The organism is Shewanella sp. W3-18-1, from assembly GCF_000015185.1.
In the GTDB taxonomy this organism is placed as follows: domain Bacteria; phylum Pseudomonadota; class Gammaproteobacteria; order Enterobacterales; family Shewanellaceae; genus Shewanella; species Shewanella putrefaciens.
In genome coordinates this window covers 2250546-2272655 of record NC_008750.1, presented here as the reverse complement: position 1 = coordinate 2272655, position 22110 = coordinate 2250546, and the positions used below count along the sequence as shown (strand labels likewise).

18 protein-coding genes are annotated in these 22110 nt (G+C 44.1%); 3 read left to right on the top strand and 15 right to left on the bottom strand.

Translation table 11 applies throughout. The features are described 5' to 3' along the window. Positions 1–63: 63 nt before the first annotated feature. Both SPUTW3181_RS10185 and SPUTW3181_RS10180 read right to left on the bottom strand, forming a co-directional pair. Positions 64–1950, bottom strand: a complete 1887-nt coding sequence (locus SPUTW3181_RS10185) for a family 43 glycosylhydrolase (protein ID WP_011789288.1) — start codon at positions 1948–1950, stop codon at positions 64–66. A gap of 2 nt (positions 1951–1952) precedes the next feature. Then, on the bottom strand, positions 1953–3026 hold the full coding sequence (locus SPUTW3181_RS10180; RefSeq protein WP_011789287.1) for an arabinan endo-1,5-alpha-L-arabinosidase: 1074 nt from the start codon (positions 3024–3026) through the stop codon (positions 1953–1955). A gap of 213 nt (positions 3027–3239) precedes the next feature. Between SPUTW3181_RS10180 and SPUTW3181_RS10175 the strand changes: the two genes are divergently transcribed. Further along, complete coding sequence (locus tag SPUTW3181_RS10175) at positions 3240–4655, top strand: MFS transporter (RefSeq protein WP_011789286.1); 1416 nt, start codon at positions 3240–3242, stop codon at positions 4653–4655. A gap of 27 nt (positions 4656–4682) precedes the next feature. After that, positions 4683–5630 (top strand): family 43 glycosylhydrolase, encoded by a 948-nt coding sequence (locus SPUTW3181_RS10170; RefSeq protein WP_011789285.1) that lies wholly within the window; start codon positions 4683–4685, stop codon positions 5628–5630. A 58-nt stretch (positions 5631–5688) separates the two neighbouring features. On the opposite strand, the gene SPUTW3181_RS10165 is transcribed toward SPUTW3181_RS10170, so the two are convergent. The 9 genes from SPUTW3181_RS10165 to SPUTW3181_RS10125 all read right to left on the bottom strand — a co-directional run bounded on the left by SPUTW3181_RS10165 (position 5689) and on the right by SPUTW3181_RS10125 (position 17018). Further along, entirely contained in the window at positions 5689–7308 is a 1620-nt protein-coding gene (locus SPUTW3181_RS10165) for a methyl-accepting chemotaxis protein (protein ID WP_011789284.1), read from the bottom strand. Positions 7309–7536: 228 nt separating this feature from the next. Then, positions 7537–8646, bottom strand: coding sequence for a family 43 glycosylhydrolase (locus tag SPUTW3181_RS10160; protein ID WP_011789283.1), 1110 nt, complete (start codon positions 8644–8646; stop codon positions 7537–7539). Next, positions 8621–9583: a galactofuranose ABC transporter, permease protein YjfF gene (yjfF, locus tag SPUTW3181_RS10155; protein WP_011789282.1), complete on the bottom strand. Its 963-nt coding sequence runs from the start codon at positions 9581–9583 to the stop codon at positions 8621–8623. The genes SPUTW3181_RS10160 and yjfF overlap by 26 nt, the downstream gene beginning before the upstream one ends. Then, positions 9580–10698: an ABC transporter permease gene (locus SPUTW3181_RS10150; protein WP_011789281.1), complete on the bottom strand. Its 1119-nt coding sequence runs from the start codon at positions 10696–10698 to the stop codon at positions 9580–9582. Before SPUTW3181_RS10150 ends, yjfF begins: the two co-directional genes overlap by 4 nt. Further along, on the bottom strand, positions 10699–12198 hold the full coding sequence (locus SPUTW3181_RS10145) for a sugar ABC transporter ATP-binding protein (protein WP_011789280.1): 1500 nt from the start codon (positions 12196–12198) through the stop codon (positions 10699–10701). Between the two features lie 36 nt (positions 12199–12234). Beyond that, positions 12235–13173, bottom strand: coding sequence for an ABC transporter substrate-binding protein (locus tag SPUTW3181_RS10140; protein ID WP_011789279.1), 939 nt, complete (start codon positions 13171–13173; stop codon positions 12235–12237). Between the two features lie 123 nt (positions 13174–13296). Further along, positions 13297–14352 (bottom strand): aldose epimerase family protein, encoded by a 1056-nt coding sequence (locus SPUTW3181_RS10135; RefSeq protein WP_011789278.1) that lies wholly within the window; start codon positions 14350–14352, stop codon positions 13297–13299. Between the two features lie 102 nt (positions 14353–14454). Further along, on the bottom strand, positions 14455–15225 hold the full coding sequence (locus SPUTW3181_RS10130) for an SDR family NAD(P)-dependent oxidoreductase (RefSeq protein ID WP_011789277.1): 771 nt from the start codon (positions 15223–15225) through the stop codon (positions 14455–14457). A 59-nt stretch (positions 15226–15284) separates the two neighbouring features. Beyond that, the gene (locus SPUTW3181_RS10125) at positions 15285–17018 is read right to left on the bottom strand and encodes an IlvD/Edd family dehydratase (RefSeq protein ID WP_011789276.1); all 1734 of its coding nucleotides are present in this window, start codon (positions 17016–17018) and stop codon (positions 15285–15287) included. A 204-nt stretch (positions 17019–17222) separates the two neighbouring features. Here SPUTW3181_RS10125 and SPUTW3181_RS10120 point away from each other — a divergent pair, with 204 nt between their 5' ends. After that, on the top strand, positions 17223–18158 hold the full coding sequence (locus tag SPUTW3181_RS10120; protein WP_011789275.1) for a glycoside hydrolase family 43 protein: 936 nt from the start codon (positions 17223–17225) through the stop codon (positions 18156–18158). Between the two features lie 74 nt (positions 18159–18232). Here SPUTW3181_RS10120 and SPUTW3181_RS10115 read toward each other — a convergent pair whose 3' ends face one another. The 4 genes from SPUTW3181_RS10115 to SPUTW3181_RS10100 all read right to left on the bottom strand — a co-directional run bounded on the left by SPUTW3181_RS10115 (position 18233) and on the right by SPUTW3181_RS10100 (position 22109). Continuing rightward, positions 18233–18949: a FadR/GntR family transcriptional regulator gene (locus SPUTW3181_RS10115; RefSeq protein ID WP_011789274.1), complete on the bottom strand. Its 717-nt coding sequence runs from the start codon at positions 18947–18949 to the stop codon at positions 18233–18235. Between the two features lie 203 nt (positions 18950–19152). Next, positions 19153–19758 (bottom strand): beta-phosphoglucomutase family hydrolase, encoded by a 606-nt coding sequence (locus SPUTW3181_RS10110; protein WP_011789273.1) that lies wholly within the window; start codon positions 19756–19758, stop codon positions 19153–19155. 107 nt (positions 19759–19865) lie between these two features. Then, positions 19866–21368, bottom strand: coding sequence for an L-arabinose isomerase (gene araA, locus SPUTW3181_RS10105; protein WP_041408176.1), 1503 nt, complete (start codon positions 21366–21368; stop codon positions 19866–19868). A gap of 45 nt (positions 21369–21413) precedes the next feature. Next, on the bottom strand, positions 21414–22109 hold the full coding sequence (locus SPUTW3181_RS10100; RefSeq protein WP_011789271.1) for an L-ribulose-5-phosphate 4-epimerase: 696 nt from the start codon (positions 22107–22109) through the stop codon (positions 21414–21416). Position 22110 lies beyond the last annotated feature (1 nt).

Sequence of the window (22110 nt, the reverse complement as noted above, 5' to 3'; positions counted from 1 at the left end):
AAATCTGGACCAGAACAAACAAAAATGAATCTCGAAACATCACCCTCCCTAAAATAGTTTGGGCTATTTGGTTTTCACCTCCCTGAAATAGAACTGCTGCGAAATGGTATTCTTCCACACATCCTCAACAATATTGTCGCCATTGGCATAGGACTCGCCCGCGACTTTCATCGACGATCCCCCTTTGCGCGATACCACTCGAAGGGAACCATTTGGCATAAACTCAGTGCGCCATTCGCTGTCATCTTTATCACAGGCGCCAAGTTGCAAATTGCCCTCAACACTGACTAAGCACTGGGCTTGTTTATTCGCCGTCAGTTGATTTGATTGCAGACGGTAATAGCCTTCACTGGTGGATGTCGCGTGCCATTGCTGGCAGGCGTTACCTGTGTATTCATATTGCACAACATTAGCATTGGCCTTTGTGTCACATTGCTGCGCTGAGACTACACGGCCACTGTGGGCATTTACAATTGCAAAATGGGATATGGGTTCGATACGCCAGTCAGTACATTCACTAACACGATTTTCACCGGCAACCACAGCCGTATTCTTTTTGCTGCTGCAATTGGCCGCTTGTAGATTTTTAATCGAGCGCTCATTGGCAAAACGGAACCAGCCATCACGACTCGCATCAACCGACCAACGCTGACAACGGGACGCAACCCAAGGCGCGGCATTCACGTCCGAGGCCTTTTCATCTTGGCAGTCAGCTTGCGTTAAAAAGGTCCCTTCGGCCACATTAGCAAACCGATATAAACCATCGTTAGCAGGGTCGATAATCCAAGCACTGGCTTTATCATCACACTGACCAACACTGACTTCTCCTTTCGCATTGGTCACTAAACATTGATTAATATCACGATTGACGATGCGGTATTTCACCCCTTCAACTTGGGCTTTTAATGGCCCAAACTCGCCGCTTGGAACAGGTAACTGTTGCTTGTCGGCTAATGGCTCACCAAACTGCGGTAAGCCTTTATCATCCCACTTAAAAGGTTGTGCTCTGGCGGCGCGGGTGCCACTGCAACCATCTGTGGGTGATGAGTTACCGTGATACACTAACCAATCTTCGCTGCCATCGGGGGAAGTGAAAAATCCGTGATGGCCTGGGCCATATACGCCATTGGCTTTACTGAAGAAGGGTTTGTCGAATTTTGTCCAAGCCGCAGGATCCATAGGATCCTCCCCTGTCAGCTCAACAACACCGAGAGAATAATCCTCTGTATTACAAAAACTTGCCGAATGGACGAGGAAAGTGCGTCCATCACGCTGAATAATCTCAGGCCCTTCATTGACATTTAAACCGGACTTTTCCCAGTCATAAATGGGCTTAGTGATCACTTTATGATCGCCCGTTATCGTCCAAGGATTGGTCATTTTAGCGATGAGGTTCACTTGATCTTTACCATGCCATTCTGACCACAAAAAGTACAACTGCCCCTTGTGCTGTAAGTAACTGCCATCGATATTCCAATGATCCGGCATAGGAGTGCCTTTAAACTTATAGGGCCCCATAGGATCGCTGCCCTCGCTCTCGAGGATATGATTGCGCTGACCATCAAAATTTTCAGCCACACCCGAGGTATAAATCACATACCAACGCAAACCTTCTGCGGTTTGCATGGGGTGGAATTCAAACGCCCAAAAATTACAGCAACGGGACTTATCATCGTCTGACCAAATATTGTGCGCAGGGGCATCGGCAAGCCCTGCTATGGTAGGCGATTTACGCATCACCAATTCAGAGGTCCAAGTGGTCGTCGTTAAATAATAGTTTCCATTATGGTATGCAAGCCAAGGATCTGCACCATTACGAAACAATGGGTTGGCAAAGGTTTCACTGGTAATATGATTATCAGGAAGCACAGGTGACGCTTCAACCACTCCAGTGCTAAAGCCAAATGTGAGCGCCATCGCGGCCATCAATGTTGTCAGAGAATGAGTCATTATTATTTATTTCCGATTGGGTCAACTAATACACTTTTATATTGAGTCAGCGCATTTGGATCAACGACAGGCCAACCTTGGGTATTCCATGTTAATTCAGCTATTTTGAGCTTTTGTAAGCCCTTATCCGCAGACTCATAGGCGTGGAAAACCAAATAGTCCTTGCCCTCAAACTGGTAAACGCTATTGTGCCCAAGGCCAGGCCAAGCTTTTGTACCGCGAAGCAGCACGGAACCGCCACCCTGTGCCATATCTTTACCCTCTTTATCAAGATAAGGGCCAGTGACAGAGGTTGAACGCCCAATCGCTAAATGGTAAGTGCTATCATCGGCGCGACAGCAAAGACCGTAGGAAACAAATAGATAGTAATAATCATCTTTTTTGTAGATAAACGGCGCTTCGATTTGTGCAGGGCCGGGTTCGGCATCATTTAGTAAAGCTGGACGCTCAAGTTTGGCTAAAGTGTGCCACTCTTCTGGTTTAGCAAGGGAGATAAAATCTTGATTGAGCTTCACCAGCTTTAGCCCTTGCCAGAATGAACCAAAACTCATCCAAGGCGCGCCCTTTTCATCGACAATAATATTAGGGTCAATTGCATTCCATGCATCTCGATGGGGAATAGACTCAAGTACCATTCCCTTATCAACCCACTGATAATCTTTTGAGTTTTTATCTAACGTTTTGTTAACGGCTACGCCGATCGCGGAAGTGTTTTTACCAAAAGCGGAAATAGAGTAATAAAGATAAAAATAACCGTCGTGTTCAATAATATCCGGTGCCCATAAATGCCCATTAAAATCCGGAGCCACACCGCGTGCCCATGTAGGCTCAGTATCAAATACCCGTCCGGCCAATGTCCAATGCACCTTATCCGTTGAAGCATAATAGGTGATGCCAGGTCCCGTGCTGAAAAGATAATAATTGCCAGCTTCTTTCGCCATAACAGGATCATGAATACTGACCTGTTTTGCATTAACGCTGCCTATCGAACCCATAAGCCCGATCAACAAGGCACAATGGAGCTTATTCATATGTCGCTTAAGGTGCTTTCTCGCGGTAATAGAAATACGTAGCATCATTTCTCCTTAATGAAACGAGATCCCATTCTAACAAAATAGCTATTATGCTATTGTATGATGATTAAGGTTATCATACTATCAAGACAAATAAGTAACAATCAACTGCGGAAAATTAACAGCAAGAAAATGTGTTAACATCTGGGGAATGCGATAATACGCTGTGCTGACACATTAACTCACTGTTTATAAAAAATATAATAAGGATTTCTGATGAGTTCTCATAAAATGTCGGTCATTGAAAAGATCGGTTACGGCTCAGGGGATATGGCCGTCAACGTCGTGATATCTTCAATGATGTTAATTATTACCTTCTTTTATACGGATATTTTTGGCCTAAAGCCCGCCGATGTGGGCATTTTATTTCTACTCGTTCGATTAATCGATGCCATCACGGATCCCTTAATGGGCATCATTAATGATAAAGTCACCACGCGCTGGGGTCGTTACCGTCCCTACTTCTTATTTATGGCAATCCCCTTCGGGCTTTCGGTATTTTTAACCTTCAGCACACCGGATTGGGACTATAACGCCAAACTCATTTGGGCTTATTCGACTTATATTCTTGTGACCATCATTTTTACCACGGTCACTATTCCCTATATTTCCATTATTAGCGTACTGACGGATAATCCAAAGGAGCGCTTATCCGCTAACGGTTATCGGTTATTCTTCGCCAAAATTGCCGCCTTTTTAGTCACTATTATTGTCCCTATATTAGCTTCCTCTTGGGGAGGAGATGATATTGCTGCAGGTTATCAAAAGGCCATGGGAGTGATGGCGTTAATGGCAACACTGCTGTTTTTATTCTGTTTTTTCACTACAACTGAACGTGTAGCCTATAAGGTTGAAACTAAACCTATTTCAATGCAAATACGTCTATTGTTAAAAAATGATCAGTGGCTCATTTTGACCGCTATTTGTGTCATTGGCACCATTGGTTATGTGATCCGCGGTTCGGTTGCCGCCTATTACGCCACCTACTTCCTTGGTGGTGATGCCAAAATGCTTTCGGCCTTTTTATCAACAGGAGTGGGTGCGGCAATCCTTGCAATGGTCGCCTCAACTTGGATCACTAAGCGCTTTTGTAAACTCAAATTATTCCGTTACAGCCAAATTGCGGTGGGTATTTTGAGTGTGGTGATGTTTTTTGCCGTTCAACCCGGAGACATAGTGTTAGCCTTTGTGCTCTATTTTGCGATTTCTTTTGTGGTTGATTTGCACGCTCCAGTTTTCTGGTCAGTGATTTCAGAATCCGTCGATTACGGTACCGTCAAAACGGGTCATAGAGTATCTGGCCTTGCATTTGGGGGGATATCCTTTGCACAAAAAGCGGGAATGGGAGCGGCAGGTTTTGTAGTTGGCATGTTATTGACCTACTTTAATTATCAACCGGGACAAGAACAAACGTCTACGACGCTCATAGGCATTTCACTGATGCTAACCATCATACCTGGCGCGTTCCATACCTTGATGGGCTTATTGATGTTCAAATACAAGATATCGGACCGTGTCTATGAGGACATTAAGCTGTCACTGCCCGATATGGAAGTAATTGATGGGAAAAGTACGCCAGAGACACAGCCTAATGTCCACAAGGATAGTACCCAAACCCAAGTTTCTATATAGTTTTTGATGATGTTTTTGGAGTCATAGATGTTAAAACTCACCCCTTTAATCGAACAACGTGCCGACCCGTTTATTTATAAACATACGGATGGTTTTTATTATTTCACCGCCTCAGTACCTCAGTACGACCGTATTGAGTTACGCAGAGCCTCCACCATTGCAGGTCTTGCCGATGCTGTCCCTGTGGATGTGTGGCATAAACCCGATACGGGCCCCTATTCCGATCTAGTGTGGGCGCCAGAACTCCACTTTAACCAAGGGGCTTGGTATCTGTACGTCGCCATAGCCCCAAGTCGTGAAATTAAAGATGCATTGTTTCAACATCGTATGTATGTGCTGCGCTGCAATGATGCCAACCCGCTAACGGGCAAATGGCAGTTCCTTGGCCAACTTGATACTGGCATAGACACCTTTTGTCTCGATGCAACCACATTCGAGCATAATGGGCAGCTGTATTATGTTTGGGCGCAAAAAGCCCCTGATATTCAAGGGAACAGTAATCTTTATATCGCGAAGATGGATACACCTGACAAGATAAGCTCAGCCCCCGTGATGCTGACAAAGCCTGAGTACCCATGGGAAATTAAAGGGTTTTGGGTGAATGAAGGCCCATCAGTGCTAAAACGCAACGGTAAAATCTTTATCACTTATTCAGCCAGCGCGACCGATGAAAATTATTGCATGGGTTTACTGCATATTGATGAAAATGCTGATTTACTCGATGCAAGTCAATGGCATAAATCATCAAACCCTGTGATGACAAGTTGCTATGAGCATGGTGTTTATGGGGCTGGACACAATAGTTTCACCCTTGCAGAAGATGGTGAAACGGTTTTATTGGTGTATCACGCACGTACTTATACTGAAATTGAAGGCGATCCATTGTGGGATCCAAACCGTCACACCTATGTCAAGGCTCTTCGTTGGGATGATTCAGGTATGCCGGTATTTGGTAAGCCATCTATCCAAGAGTAAGTTAACTGTGATTTTTAGCCCCTGCATTAGGGGCTTTTTAACCATCAATAACCCAAACCTAGACTTTAAATTTAACCACTAACGTATTTAAATCTACCGCTAAACGGGTTAGTTCTGCAGAACTCGCACTTGTTTGGTGAGCGCCTGCAGCCGTTTGAGCCGCTAAATCTCTAATGGTCATAATATTATTATCAATTTCCCTTGCTACGGTTGATTGTTCTTCAGCAGCGCTCGCGATCACATGATTACTGTCACTGATTGCAACAATACGCGTGGTGATCTGATCGAGTGCTTTAGTCGCTTCGTCGGCAACAATACGGGCTTGATTGGTTTTTTCACTTGTAGTGACCATGGAGGTGACTGCAGCCTCAGCAGAAACTTGTACTTGCCGTACCATAGTCTCAATTTCACCTGCAGATACTTGTGTTCTATGGGCAAGGCTTCTTACCTCGTCGGCGACAACCGCGAACCCACGTCCCGCCTCACCCGCGCGAGCCGCCTCAATGGCAGCATTGAGTGCTAATAAGTTAGTTTGCTCTGATACTGAGCGGATCACATCCAGCAACTTACTAATTGAAACAACCTGAGCAGCCAACTGATTAATGACCGTCGTACTTTTGGTCATCTCATCGTTAATTTCGGTGATAACGGCAGTTGTATCCTCGACTCGATTTTTACCTTCTACCGCAAGCTTGGCCGATTCAGAAGATGCATCTGACGCTTGTTGAGCAGTACGAGCGACTTCATCCACAGCAGTGCTCATTTCAGTTATTGCTGTAGCGGCTTGTTGGATCTCATCATTTTGTAGCTGTAAACCACGGGATGAGTCTTCTGTGACGGAGTTGAGTTCTTCTGCGGCGGAGGCTAGTTGGCTAGAGGAACTGCCGATATGCACAATGGCGTCCCTTAAATTGCGCTGCATAATTTGTAACGCAGTAACAAGACGAGTTAACTCATCGTCACCACTGACACTTATCGACTGAGTTAAATCACCATGGGCAATAATTTCTGCGGTTTTGACTGCAGCTTGTAGGGGCTGATTAATACTATTCGACAACATAAAAGCAATAACGATGGCAATGATACTGGCAACGATCACTGTCACAATGACTAACCAAAAATTACTATCATATTCCGTAATTGAGACAATACGAGTGTCATCGGAGGATGCTTTGTTTATGGCAACCAGATCTCTAAGATCTTTAACTATCTCATCAGCCAATGTATAAAGCTGCGGCAGTACCAATTTAGCTTCATCTAATTTTCCCGATGTTGCAAAACTAATTAATTTATCTTGTTCAACATAATAGGTCTTTTGGACTTGTTCAAATGCACGGTATACCGCCCGCTCATTATCCATCGAGATCAGTTGTTCATACTGAGCCTGATTTTTTTCAATCTCCAATTTAAGATCGCGGATAACGTTAGCAACTTGTTCGCGGCTTTCTTGAGTCTCGCTGACTAATAACCTGAGTGTGAGCACCCTAATTCGCATCATATTTGAATTAAGCTCACCAAGACTCATGATTGAAGGTAATAAATTGGTTTCAACGGTATTGGCATTTGCGCGGATAGTTTTCATCGATGAAATTGATAATCCACTTAAGCCGATCAGCAGCAATGCCATGAGCAAAAAAGCGATTAATAGGCGGGTTTGGATTTTTATCGTCCTTAACATAGTTAATTACCTTATCTATATTGAAATAATGATGTCATCCAATCGAATATAGGAATATAGCGATTAGATAATCATCTGCGCTCTAAATTATAGATAGGAATTTATTTTTAGGATCAATAAACAGTCATCAAACATCAAAGCCGGTATTTATCACAAAAGATTAACAAGCATGATGTAAGCACCTGTTAATCGCTTTTCTGCTTTGATAACTGCCACACTATTACTCTGTTATTTTATATCGACCACATTATCTGCCAGCTCATTGTGAAATACAGGGAATCCATTCTCTGTCCATGAAATAGCGCGGTAGTAAGTATGGCGATTACCATCGGTTAATGGCGTGCCTTGAAGTTCAAGGTAATTGCGAGCATGGTAAAACATCAACTCGGTTTGACCATCTTCGGCAAGCACAAAGCTGTTATGTCCAGGACCAAAGCGATTAAGTGTAGGCTCTGTGCTAAAAACAGGCTCAGAAACTTTATGCCAATTTTTGGGGTCGAGCAGATCTGCATCTTGCTCCGCCCAAAGGAGTCCCATCGCATAACGATCATCTGTTGCACTGGCAGAATAAGTGACAAATACCTTCCCATTTTTCACCAATACCGCAGCGCCTTCATTAACTTTAAAGCCTTGCCTTTCCCAATCCAGCAAAGGCTCACTGATGATTGCTTCTTGTGGTGATGCCGCTGTAGGTGACAGCATTTTGGCAATCACCAGTCCCGTATTGTAGCTTTTGGCATCGTCCTGCTGCGCCCAAATAAAATAGCCCTGCCCGCCAACACTAAAGTGGGTGGCATCTAAGGAAAATCCATCCCTTGCGGTTTTTAAACGGCCAAGCTCTTGCCAATCGCCCTTCATGGGGTTGTCACCTTCAAGCCCCAATACAAACATGCGGTTATGAAAGCGTCTGTCTTTATCACTGGCAGCATAATAGATATACCAGCGACCATCAATTTTATGCAGTTCTGGCGCCCAAATGTCGATACTCATTGGCCCTGATGTATGCTTACGCCAAATAATTTTGGGGATAGCTTGACTTAATCCTTGAATATTTGCGGCATGACGAAGCTCTATCCGATCAAACTCGGGTACAGATGCAATAAAGTAATAGCTCCCATCATCATCTTTTATAACCCAAGGATCCGCGCGGCGCTCAATAAAAGGGGCATCTTGAACTGCACTTGACGTCACGCTAGTTTGAGAAGCTGGAAGCGCTAGAACGGGCGAGGAACTCGCTGCACACACAGGCAACAGCATTGAGGTAATAAAGGCTGATAACAGACCGAATTTTGCGTTAGTTTTCGAGATTATATTATCCATGGTTAGCTTTGCGTCCATTCAAGAGTTTCTGTAACACGATGAAGAAAAATAGCAATAAGCCAATTACTATCTTGGTCCACCAACTACTGAGTGTACCGTCAAAGGTGATGTAGGTTTGGATAACTCCCATCAAAAATACCCCAAGTACAGTACCTAATATAAAACCACTCCCGCCAGTAAGTAATGTCCCCCCAATCACCACGGCAGCAATAGCGTCAAGTTCTACGCCAACCGCCCCAAGGGAATAACCAGAAAAGGTATAGAAGGTGAAAATAATCCCCGCCAAAGTGGCGAGAAAACTGCTAAGGGCGTAAATGCTAATGGTGGTTTTTGCAATCGAAACCCCCATTAACTCGGCAGACTGCGCATTACCACCGAGGGCATACACATTTGTACCAAAACGACTGTAGTGCATCATGGTGGCGATAATGGCAAAAAAAACAATAAAAATCAGCGAACTGATATCGAGTGAACCATTACCTGGTAAAGCGATGCTCAGGTCGGCAATCACATCATAAAATGGATGATCAATCGCTATCGACTCTTCACTTACCGTTGTCGCAATACCACGGGCAAGAAACATCCCCGCAAGGGTCACAATAAAAGGCTGCAACTTATAGACATGAATGATCGTGCCCATCAGTGCGCCAAAGAGCGTGCCTAAGGGTAAGATAAGTGCAAAAGCGAGCAAAGGATGCCACTGATATTGCGTAATTAATACACTACTGAGTACACCACTTAAAGCAATCACAGCGCCGACGGAGAGATCAATACCCCCCGAGATAATCACTAGGGTCATCCCAAGTGCAGTGATCAATAGAAAAGCATTATCACGGAATAGGTTAGTCACCACTCGAACGCTTGCAAACCCCTCAAATTGTAACGCCCCTATCAGAAACATGACCAACAACAAGGAGGCCGTGATCCACAATGGAATAAAACGCTTAGACATCATTTCTTGTCTCCAGCCGTTGTGCCCTTGAACACACGTAATTTAAATAAGCCAGACAACTGATGTCTGAATTTTTCCGACTGCAATAAAAGTACGGTTAAAATCACTATGGCTTTGATCAACAGATTAAATTTGGCGGGTAAACCACTAACAATAATCGTTGTGGCTAAGGTTTGAATAATAAGGGCGCCAATGATTGATAAAAACAAAGAGAAGCGCCCGCCCGTTAATGCCGCACCACCAATTACCACGGCTAAAATAGCATCGAGCTCGAGCCACAATCCGGCGTTATTAGCATCTGAACCTTGGATATCGGCGGTGCTTATCATACCGGCTAAGGCCGCACATAGACCTGCAATTGCATAGGCGAATAGTTTGATGGATTTATCGTTTATCCCAAGATAGCGGCTCGCCTTAGCATTACAACCAACGGCTTCAATAAAGAGACCAAGTGCGGTTTTACGCAATAACAATTGGGTCAATATCAGCATGCCAATCACAATCCAAATAGGCATAGGTAACCCTAAAAACTGCCCGACACCAATGGCGGCAAAGCCTTGATGTTGGAACGTGACTATCTGTCCTTGGTTAATAAGCTGAGCAACACCACGTCCCGCAACCATCAAGAGTAATGTAGCAACAATCGGCTGGATCCCTAAAAAACTGACTAATGAGCCATTAATGCAGCCCGCCAGCAATCCTACGACAAGACCTGCCAATACAACCGTACCAAGACCAATATCCGGTAATAGTAAGAGGTTTGCGCACACAGCCCCGGCGATTGCCATCACAGCGCCAACGGAAAGGTCAATCCCACCAGTGGCAATCACTAGACTCATGCCAATGGCGAGCAGTGCAACAGGTGCGCTGCGGTTTAAAATATCAATTAAGGATCCGTAAAGCCGGTCATCTTGATAGGTAATATGGAAAAAACTGCTATCAATAAAGAGGTTTGCCAGTAACAGTAAGGCCAGTGCTAGCAGCGGCCAAAGATACCGACCAAAGGACGTAGACTTACCCGCTTGATAGCGATCATTGGGTGTTTTACTGCTGGTTTGTTGACTGTTTGGCATCTCAATCAAAGCCTCGGATGACATCATTTCTACTGAGGTTTTCATCTATCCCTCCGCAATGGCTTGCATAACGTGTTGTGAGGTAAGTTCAGAGCCCGATAATTCACGCACTGCATATCGGTCGCGCAATACCACCACTTTGTTGGAAAAGGCGACCAGTTCATCAAGCTCAGATGAAGCAACCAGTAACGACATACCGTCATCACATAAGGTTCTAATCAGCTTGATAATTTCGGCGTGAGCACCAATATCGATACCGCGAGTCGGTTCATCTAATACAAGGAGAATGGGTTCAATGGCGAGCCAGCGAGCTAAAATAACTTTTTGTTGATTACCGCCACTGAGTTGCTCAATGGGTTTATCTGCATCTGGGGTCGCTATCTGTAACTTATCGATAAAAAATTGGGCGATTTCCTGCTGCCTTGTCTTTGACAAACAGCGCCACCATCCTACCCTCGCCTGCAATGCCAGAATGATATTCTCGCGGATCGACAGCGGGCCGATAATGCCATCGACCTTACGATCCTCTGGACACAGTGCAATGCCCGCATTAATCGCATCTACTGGGTGCGAAAGATGGAGCTTTTTACCCGCAAGGTGAATACTGCCACTATCGAGCAAATCGAGCCCAAATACCGCATTACACACCTCACTACGCCCTGAACCCAACAGTCCAGCAAGCCCAACGGCTTGACCTTTAGGAACTGTTAAATTCATCGATTGAATTGACCCTTTAACCGACACGCCCTCAAGGGACAAGAGTACGGCTGAAGTGCCGTTTGTTGTTTGCTCCGCCGCACTTTTCTCGACTAAATGCTGCTGTAATGAGCGCCCGAGCATGGCTTCGATAAGCTGAGGTTGTGGCAGTTCAGATGTCAGGTATTCACCGATAAAACGACCATTTCGCAACACTGTGATACGGTCGCTAATTTGATAAACCTGATCGAGAAAGTGCGTAATAAACACTATCGCGACACCCTTTTGCTTGAGCTGGTTCAAAATGCCAAACAGCACTTGTACCTCATCGGCATCCAAACTCGCCGTTGGCTCATCTAGCACTAGGACTTTAGCCGACATAGCTACGCCGCGGGCAATGGCAATAAGTTGCTGAACAGCAATGGAATAACTCGATAACGGCGCACTCACATCGATATCGAGCTTAAATTGCGTCAGTACAGTGCGTGCATCGGCATACATTTTTTGAAAATGGATCAAACCAAAGCGTTTTGGCTCGTGTCCCAAAAATAAATTTTGCGCCACGGTAAGGTTAGGTACCAGATTGACCTCCTGATACACAGTGCTTATGCCAATCTTTTGGGCCTCAATAGGCGTATTAAAATGCTGTTTTTCATTTAGAAAAATGATTTCACCACCGTCTTTCGATTGTGCGCCCGTCATCACTTTGACTAAGGTAGATTTACCCGCACCATTTTCACCTAATAAGGCATGAACTTCCCCAGAAAATAACCGTAAATTCACCGCTTCGAGCGCTTTTACGCCCGGATAATGTTTACTGATATTCTTAAGTTCTAAGATAAGGCTCATAGCGCATCTCCCCAAGAAACTGTCTATCGCGGATTATTACAGGCGACGTTTTTCATATTCGACTGCTGCGGTTTCTTGAGTGAATACATCACCTGTTGTACTGATAAGCTTAGGCAGATCTTTATTTCCCTTAAGGAAAGCATCAATCGCATCGAAAGCAGGACCACCTAAATATGGACTCAATTCGACCGTTGCATTAACGTCACCATCCGCCATTGCTTTGAAGTAATCAGGCACCCCATCAACAGAGACAATTAAGATATCTTTACCCGGCTTAAATCCGGCTTCTTTAATGGCTTGCACAGCACCTAATGCCATTTCATCGTTATGTGACCAAATGGCGCACAGTGCTTGACCATTCTGTGCTTTTAGAAAACCCTCCATCACTTCTTTACCCTTAGCGCGGGTAAATTCCCCAGTTTGACTACGCACAATGTTGGCATTCGGGTAATTAGCAATGACGGCATTAAAACCTGCAGCGCGATCGATAGCGGCAGTCGCACCAACTGTGCCCTGTAACTCGGCAATTGCACAGTTACCTTGGGTTTTATCCATTAGCCACTGCGCTATTTTGCGGCCTTCTTCGGTAAAGTCAGAAGCAATACGGGTGAGAAACAGTGAGTCATCATCGACCTTAATATTACGGTCAACAATCACAACGGGGATATTTGCTCGCTTGGCTTCCTTAAGGACAGGCTTCCAACCCGTTTCAACGACAGGCGCGATAATAATCGCATCGACGCCTTGAGCGATAAAGCTACGTACAGCCTTGATTTGGTTCTCTTGTTTTTGCTGTGCATCGGCAAACTTTAAGTCTATTCCCCGTTGTTTGGCTTCCGCTTTTACCGCCTCACTAAAACTGGTTCGCCAGCCACTTTCTGAGCCCACCTGCGAAAAACCTACCGTGGCCGCAAAGGCGCAACTGGCTCCTATCGCCCATAAACTGAATACTGAAACTAATGTATATTTTGTCATTTTTATTCCCTTATTAAATTTTAATAACAGCAATCCCCAGACCTTCTTAATGCAGAAGATCAAACTCAATTAAACTAATATGACTAATTCGTTATATGACTAAAGTGTCACACACGGTTTAAATTAAATATTTTTAAATCTATGCACCGTTATTTGTTTATAGGGTTTATTTTCCTCTAACATAACACTCGGAAAATGAGCAATATTGACGGCATTAGGATAACCATGGGTTTCTAAACATAAACCTTGATATTGATTTAACGGTTTTCCATGATTATCAAGCCGCGTACCATCTAAAAAGTTACCACTATAAAATTGCACACCTAATTCTGTAGTGCTGATTTCCAATTCACGTCCTGAAATAGGTTCGATTAATGTGGCGATGGTTTTTAAGCATGAGGTATTGTCTATATCCTTCGACATCACAAAATAGTGGTCATAACCATTACTTAATTTATGAATATCTTCAGATATGGATTTTATTTGACGAAAATCGAAGGGGGTATCATCGACTAAAACCAATTCACCCGTAGGAATTTGCTCAGAATCTAAGGCTAAAATATGACTCGCATTGAGTTGTAAGTTATGGCCTAAGATGCCATGTTGCTTGTCAGATGCGAGATTCCAATAGGCATGATTTGTGAGACAAACCGGAGTGGTTTGGTCTGATAGAGCATCGTAAATCAGGATTAACTCATTGCTTTCACTAAGGCGATATTCGACTGTTACGGATAAATCCCCAGGATAACCTTGATCACCATCAGGACTCTGTATCCTAAAAATGGCACCAACAGCATCGGAATATTGCTTAGTTTCACATTGCCAAACACAGTGACTTAAGCCTTGCGGACCACCGTGAAGTTGGTTATTACCTTCATTCGGGGTTAATACAATGGTTTGACCCTTTAAAGAAAATGCAGCTCCACCAATTCGATTTGCAACGCGGCCTGCAGTAATACCAAAATAATAAGGGTTTATTGCCCAATCTTGAATATTCTGATAACTCAAACTGAGATCAATGGTTTTATCTTCTTTTTCATAGAGTTTGACAGACCAAATACTTGCACCATAACTCGATAACACTACTTCCAAACCATGACTATTCGTTAATGTTATTAACTCTAATGGTGCAGGGAAGGTGCTATGCGTTAATTGTTGTGTAGAGATTGAGAGTGACATATGAGTGCTTTCACCTTTTATAATAAGTTTTCTCAGCACTCATCCTCAGCTATCTATGTAAGATAATGACGACTTAATCAACAAAGACTTTATTGTTAATGATTAAATCCAGCCACCATCTACAATAAAATTTTGTGCAGTGCAGAGTTTGCTATCATCGGCTGCCAAAAATAACGCCATAGCGGCAATATCTTCAGGCATCACATATTCTTTAATACATTGATTATCTTCAATATGTTTTGCCGTATCCTTATCAACCCAGTGCGTTAATTGACGCTTCGTCATCACCCAACCTGGGGTCAAGGTATTAATTCGAATTCTATCTTTACCTAAATCCGCAGCTAATCCGCGAGTCAATCCCATAGCACCAGCTTTAGAGGCGGTATAGCCTGCCATACCCGGCTGGCGATTATGCCAACTCATTGAGCCTAAATTGATCACTGAACCGCCACCCAGACGTTGCATTTGCGGCCTTACCGCTTGCACTGCAAAAAAATAATGCCGTAAATTGGTGTTTAAACAGTGATCCCAATACTCAGGAGTCACTTCATCTATGCTATGGCGCTCATCGCAGGCGGCGTTATTAATCAATACCGCAATGGTTCCAATTTCCTGCTCTATCTGCGTAACGACGTTTTTTAGTGCTGCAATATCCACGAGATCACAGGGATAAAATTTCACTATTGCATCGGGCATACTGGCTAATAAGGTACTAACAAGTTGATTTGATTCCGTTATAAGTATGTCGGCAAATGCAACTTTTGCGCCCTGCTCTAAGAATGATCTCACTAAACAGGCGCCAATACCCGTACCGCCACCACTGATAAAAATGGTTTTTCCTTTCAAGCTCGGGTATTGATTACTTAACTTCATAACTCAACCTTTATTAAAATAATTATTTGGTTTTATTATAAAAGAAAAAGTGTCCATGTTTAATGGGAATGTGCCGGAATATCAGCACCCCGACATCCCACTAGAAAATCAAAATCACACCCTTCATCGGCCTGCAACACTCTTTCCCTAAAAAGGGATAAATAACCACTGCTGACAGGAAGTTGCTTAACCAAGGCGATTTTTGCTAACCGATCCGCTAATTCTTCGTCACTAATCTCTAGTTGCAGTACGCCAGCAAAAGTATCGAGTGCGATCACATCACCATTTTGTACCGCAGCTAGTGGGCCTAAGTCCTGTGACTCGGGGACAACATGCAATACGACTGTTCCAAATGCAGTACCACTCATTCGCGCATCCGAAATCCTAACCATATCTTTAATCCCTTTTTTTAACAGCTTAGGTGGCAATCCCATATTGCCGACCTCAGCCATTCCAGGATATCCCTTCGGGCCGCAATTTTTGAGCACCATGATGCTCGTTTCATCAATCGCAAGTTCGGGATCATTTATGCGGGCGTTGTAATCATCAAAGCTCTCAAACACGACCGCTTTACCACGATGTTTCATTAAATGCGGACTGGCTGCAGAAGGTTTAATCACTGCACCTCGAGGGGCCAAGTTTCCCTTTAATACTCTGATCCCACCATTTTCAACTAAGGGTGTATCAATACTCATGATCACGTCTCGGTTGTAACAAGGTGCATTTGCCACATTTTCCCAGAGCGTTTTCCCATTCACTGTTAAGGTATTTTTACTCAATAAATGATGGTTAAAGAGTTCTTTTAGCACTGCGGGTAAACCTCCTGCATAGTAAAAATCCTCCATCAAATACTGACCCGAGGGCTTAAGATTGACTATCGTCGGTACATCATAGCCATACGACCAATCATCCAGTGACAAATCAACCCCTATTCGCCCCGCTATGGCTTTTAAGTGGATAACCGCATTGGTCGAGCCGCCAATCGCCGCATTGGTTTTTATCGCATTGATAAATGCTTCACGCGTGAGCACTTTTGAAAGCGTTAAATCCTCATGGACCATATCGACAATACGCATTCCAGACATATGGGCTAAGACATAACGTCTTGAATCCACAGCAGGAATAGCCGCATTTTGTGGCAAACTGGTGCCTAAACTTTCTGCCATGCAGGCCATAGTCGATGCCGTTCCCATGGTATTACAAGTACCCGTTGAACGTGACATATCAGCTTCGGCATTCATAAACTCAGCCAAGCTAATATTTCCTGCTTTATATTCTTGATGCAGTTCCCAGACTAAAGTGCCAGACCCTACATCTTTCCCTTTATGTTTACCATTTAGCATAGGCCCACCCGTCACGACTATGGTGGGTAAGTTGCAACTGGCCGCCCCCATAAGTAAAGCCGGCGTTGTTTTATCACAACCCACTAAGAGCACCACACCATCAATCGGATTGCCTCGAATCGCTTCTTCGGTATCCATCGCGGCCAAATTACGCGTTAACATGGCACTGGGGCGTAAATTAGATTCACCATTGGAAAATACTGGAAATTCCACTGGGATCCCCCCTGCTTCACGGATCCCATTTTTAACTCTTTCAGCCAACTCACGTAGATGACCATTACAAGGCGTTAACTCTGACCACGTATTGCAAATACCAATTACAGGTCTGTTTTGAAAATGATGATCTGGAATGCCTTGGTTTTTCATCCAACTACGATACATAAAACCATTTTTATCATCGCTACCAAACCAGCTTGCGGAACGAAGTGCTTTTGTTTTTTTATTCTGCATTGTTACACCTTCGTTTTACCTCTGCTTAGTGCCCGACTCGCCTATTCACACCTATTCTCAGTACGTGCGGTATTTACCGCGAAGCTAAGGCAAATAATGGCGATTAAAAGGGTGTCGTTAACAATTCGTACTTTAAAGATTGCTAGCGAGTAAAAGTATTGGTATTACTATAATACTAAAATATCAAAAAACAATAGAGGAATTATGAAAAAAACGCTTTTGAGTATTTGCTTAGCCTTTAGCTCAGCGACATTTGCGGCAAATCCGTTGTTTTCAGATGTGTTTACTGCCGATCCCGCCGCAATCGTTCATCAAGATACTGTGTACTTGTATACGGGACATGATGTGGCCAAAGAAAACAAAACCTTTTTTGAAATGCATGATTGGTTAGTCTTTAGCTCCAAGGACATGGTTAATTGGACTGCGCATGGCAGTAAACTGTCAGTCAAAGATTTTAGTTGGGCCAAAGGTGATGCATGGGCTAGCCATGTCATTGAAAAAGAAGGTAAGTTCTATTGGTTTGTCACAGCAAGGCACGCAAAAATTAATGGTTTTGCCATTGGTGTAGCTGTTGCAGATAGTCCATTAGGCCCCTTCAAGGACGCCAGAGGCACTGCGTTGATCACTAACGATATGACAACCGATACTGATATCGATTGGGATGATATAGACCCTGCCGTGTTTATCGATGACGACAAACAAGCTTATCTATTTTGGGGGAACACTAAACCTCGTTATGCCAAACTTAAAGCCAATATGATTGAACTCGATGGGCCGATTAATTCTATTGATGTGCCTAACTTTACTGAAGCACTCTGGGTCCATAAAAAAGATCACACTTATTATCTTTCCTATGCGTCTGGTTTTCCTGAAAAAATTGCCTATGCAACCAGTCACAGTATTAATGGCCCTTGGAAATACCAAGGAATTCTTAATGAAGTTGCCGGTAATTCACCGACAAATCATCAAGCCATTATCGAATTTAAAGGCAAATCCTACTTTATCTATCACACAGGTGCTTCGCAGGATAATGGTGGAGAGTTTAGACGTTCTGTGGCAATTGACCCGCTCTACTACAATGAAGATGGCACCATTAAACGTATTCATATGACCACAGAAGGTATTTCAGCGTCACAATAGCAGTTTAAGTCCTCATGTCAGCGAAAAACAAAAAGGTGATCTAATGGCAAAGATCACCTTATGTAACAAACAGATTAGTCTCGCTCAATATTTTTCTTTAATGTTTCTTGGGAAGTCGACAGCAGCTTATTCATTTCGGCTTTGGCACGCACGCTGTCTCCTGCCGCTATCGCGGTATAAATGGCCTTATGACCCGGAAGTGATTGTAGAAAATCATCTTGAATCGTACTGCTTAATCTAAACAATTCCAGCAATGCCGATTGAATGGAGACACCCAAAGACACCATAAATTCGTTATTAGTGGCATCCAGAATCGCCATATGAAACTCGATATCTGAGGTATATACCTCATCCGTACCCAGCTGTGCGGCTTCCATTTTGGCATAGGCAGCTTCAATGATTTCAAGCTGCTCTGGCGTACGTTTTTTAGCGGCCAATTCTGCGGCGGCTGGCTCAAACACCTCACGAATTTCATACAACGAAGTGTAAAACTCTGGCGACGGTTTAGATTGGGAAAACCAGTTTAAGATCACAGGATCAAACATGTTCCAATGACGACGCTCACGAATGCGGGTACCCAGTTTCGGCCGAGATTCGATTAGCCCCTTAGCCGTCAGCACCTTAAATGCTTCCCTTAACGATGTACGGGAGACCTCAAGTTCTTCACAGATGGTATTTTCATTAGGAATATATTCACCTGGTGCATAAAAACCGCCAACAATACGAGAACCCAGTTCGCTAGCCACCCAGTTGTGGATATTTTGCGGTCGGTTGTTTGCCTGATTTGCCATTGCGCCCTCTTTTGTCTTAGAAAATATGCCGAACTCAATCTAGATGAATAGGTGATAAACCTAAGATTTATCTAATGTTATAATACTACCTTTCCCTAAAAACGTAACAGGTAATTTTCATAAAGCCAAGAATTTATGGGGATTTCAACCAAAGAAAAACATTGGTTTAGGTTTTTAGGGATAAGCCAATAATCGAACCAAGCCTATGCCGTCAGAAAGTAATCATTTTGGATATCAAAATCGACAAGGACATCGACGACAAACATTCCTGCTGACTTAGCCGCTTGAATACCTGCTTTTGCATCTTCAAATACGATGCAGCGCGCTGGCGCGATCCCCATCAATTCGGCGCAGCGTAAAAAGGTATCTGGAGCAGGTTTGGGTTCACTGACCTGATCTGCGCCTACCACATGATCGACCAGTTCAAGCAAACCACACAAGGTTAATATCTCAACCGCTTCGCCAGTATAGGCCCCCGTCCCCACCGCCATAGGACGCTTCCCCTTATTTTGCTTCGCAAACTCGATTAAACGAGTCGGCTTAACATATAAATGCATGGTTTCTCGTACCAAGGCTTCTTTATATTCATTCATCGCTTCATAGCTTGCGGTTGGCGTGACGCCAAAATGGGTGATAAGTATTTCAAGTGTTCCAATGGTCGGTACGCCAGCAAGAGAGCGCATTAACGCTGCATCAATCGGGATCCCAAAGTGACTTAGTGTTTGTCGCCATGCCTGTTCATGTAGCTGACCGCTGTCCACCAAAGTGCCATCCATATCAAAAATAATGCCATCAAAATTTGTATACATGTTGTGTTTCAACCTCTTGGACGGGGAACCATTAGCAAATAAAGAACTCAGCTTCGGACATAAAATACAAAGCCGCCCTAGGGCGGCTCTTAACTTAAGAAGGTAAATTATAGCCCTCTTGCTAGGCCGTAATAAACGGAATTTTGACGTAATTCATTTTTGAACTGACGAATTTGAGTGTCGGCATCAATAATCACTAATTCAGCCCCCGCCATTTCAGCAAAATCGACAATGTTTTCAGTCGATATCGCTTGGCTGTAGGCCGAGTGATGCGCGCCGCCCGCATGGATCCACGCCGCTGCTGCAATTGACAAATTTGGACGCGGTTCCCAAAGTGCAGAAGCAACAGGTAAGTTTGGTAAATCCTGTGGCGGTGTCACTGTGTCTAATTCGTTGAGGATAATACGGAAACGATTACCAAGATCGATTGTCGATACGTTGATGGCAGGCCCCGCTTTCGCCGTAAACAGTAAGCGTGGCACATCACAGCGCACACCTATAGTGTGGCGATGCACTTCTAAACGTGGTTTGCTAGCAGCAATAGACGGACACACTTCGAGCATATGTGCGCCGAGCACTTGATCCGTCGCACCGAAGTTATAGGTGTAATCCTCCATAAAGGAAGTACCTCCAACACGGCCTTGTCCCATCACTTTCATGATGCGTACCATCGCGGCAGTTTTCCAATCACCTTCGCCGCCATAGCCAATACCATTGGCCATCAAACGCTGTGTCGCTAACCCTGGTAATCCCGTCATTCCCGTTAAGTTTTCAAAGCAGTTCGTAAAAGCACCAAACTCGCCATCCTTTAAGAACTGCGCTAACCCGAGTTCGATTTTGGCTTCTTTTCTTAAACGATCGAGTTGGTATTCATCATTAAACAATTCGTTGCTAATAATATATTCGCTCGCATAGCGGTCGATTTGAGCCGTGATATCATTTTCGCTAATGGCATTAATGGCATCATTGAGTTCGCCTAAACTGTAGGCATGCACTTCGTAACCGAATTGAATTTGTGCCGCAACTTTATCACCTTCGGTCACAGCCACTTGGCGCATATTGTCACCAAAGCGAGCAATACGAAGATTTTGACTTTCGTTCCAGCCTGCTGCCGCGCGGCACCAATCATCCACTTGGGCTTGTACATCGTTTGTTTGCCAATGCCCTACAACCACTTTGCGTTCTTTACGCATCCGGGTGCCGATATAACCAAACTCGCGGCAACCGTGGGCACTTTGATGGGTGTTCATGTAGTTCATATTAATGTCGGCCCACGGCAGTTCGGCATTAAATTGAGTATGCAAATGCATAAAGGGTTTGCTGAGTTCATTCAGTCCCGCAATCCACATTTTGGCTGGCGAGAAAGTGTGCATCCACAGGATAATCCCGACACAGTTTTCGTCGCTGTTAGCAGCTTGGCACACCGCGTAAATTTCGCGGGGAGATTTAACCGTGGGTTTATAGACAACTTCCATTGAAATTGCATCAGACTGATTAAATCCGTTGACAATTTGTTCACTGTTTTTTGCGACTTGCTCTAACACTTTGGGCCCGTACAAATCCTGCGAACCCGTGACAAACCACACTTGTTTTTGTTTGAATGCTTTCATATCGCTCTCTCTCATCTTTAAATTCAGTTATTCAGAACAGGAAACTTATTTGTCTTGACCATAGTAAGCATCTTTGCCGTGCTTACGCAGATAGTGCTTATCTATAAGCTCTTGTTTTAATGATGTTATATTCGGTGACAATGTCTTAGTGAGGTATGCCATTCTGGCAATTTCTTCAAGCAGAACGGCGTGGTAAACAGATTTGGCGGCACTGTCTCCCCACGTAAATGGTGCATGCCCTGCCACAATGACCATAGGTGACTCACTCGGGTTTCTATCAGCAAAACAATCGAGAATCTGTACACCAGTTTCTTCTTCGTAGTCGCGACTAATTTGGTCATCACGCATCACAGCTGTACAGGGGATCTCGCCGTAAACATAATCGGCTTGAGTGGTACCCAAACAAGGGATTGCAATTTGCGCCTGTGCCCATGCGGTGGCATAGGTGGAATGCGTATGGGTAATGCCCCCAATACTTTCCCACTGGCGATACAAGTAAGTGTGGGTTTTAGTGTCAGATGATGGACGTAAACGTCCCTCGACGATGTGGTTTTCAAGATCGACAATAACGATATCTTCAACCTTAAGATCTTCGTAGGGTACGCCGCTGGGCTTAATACCGATGACACCACGCTTGCGATCAATTTGTGACACATTGCCAAAGGTATAGGTCACTAAATGACGCTTTTCGAGCTCCATATTGGCTTCATAAACTTCGCGTTTAAGTTCTATAAATGACATA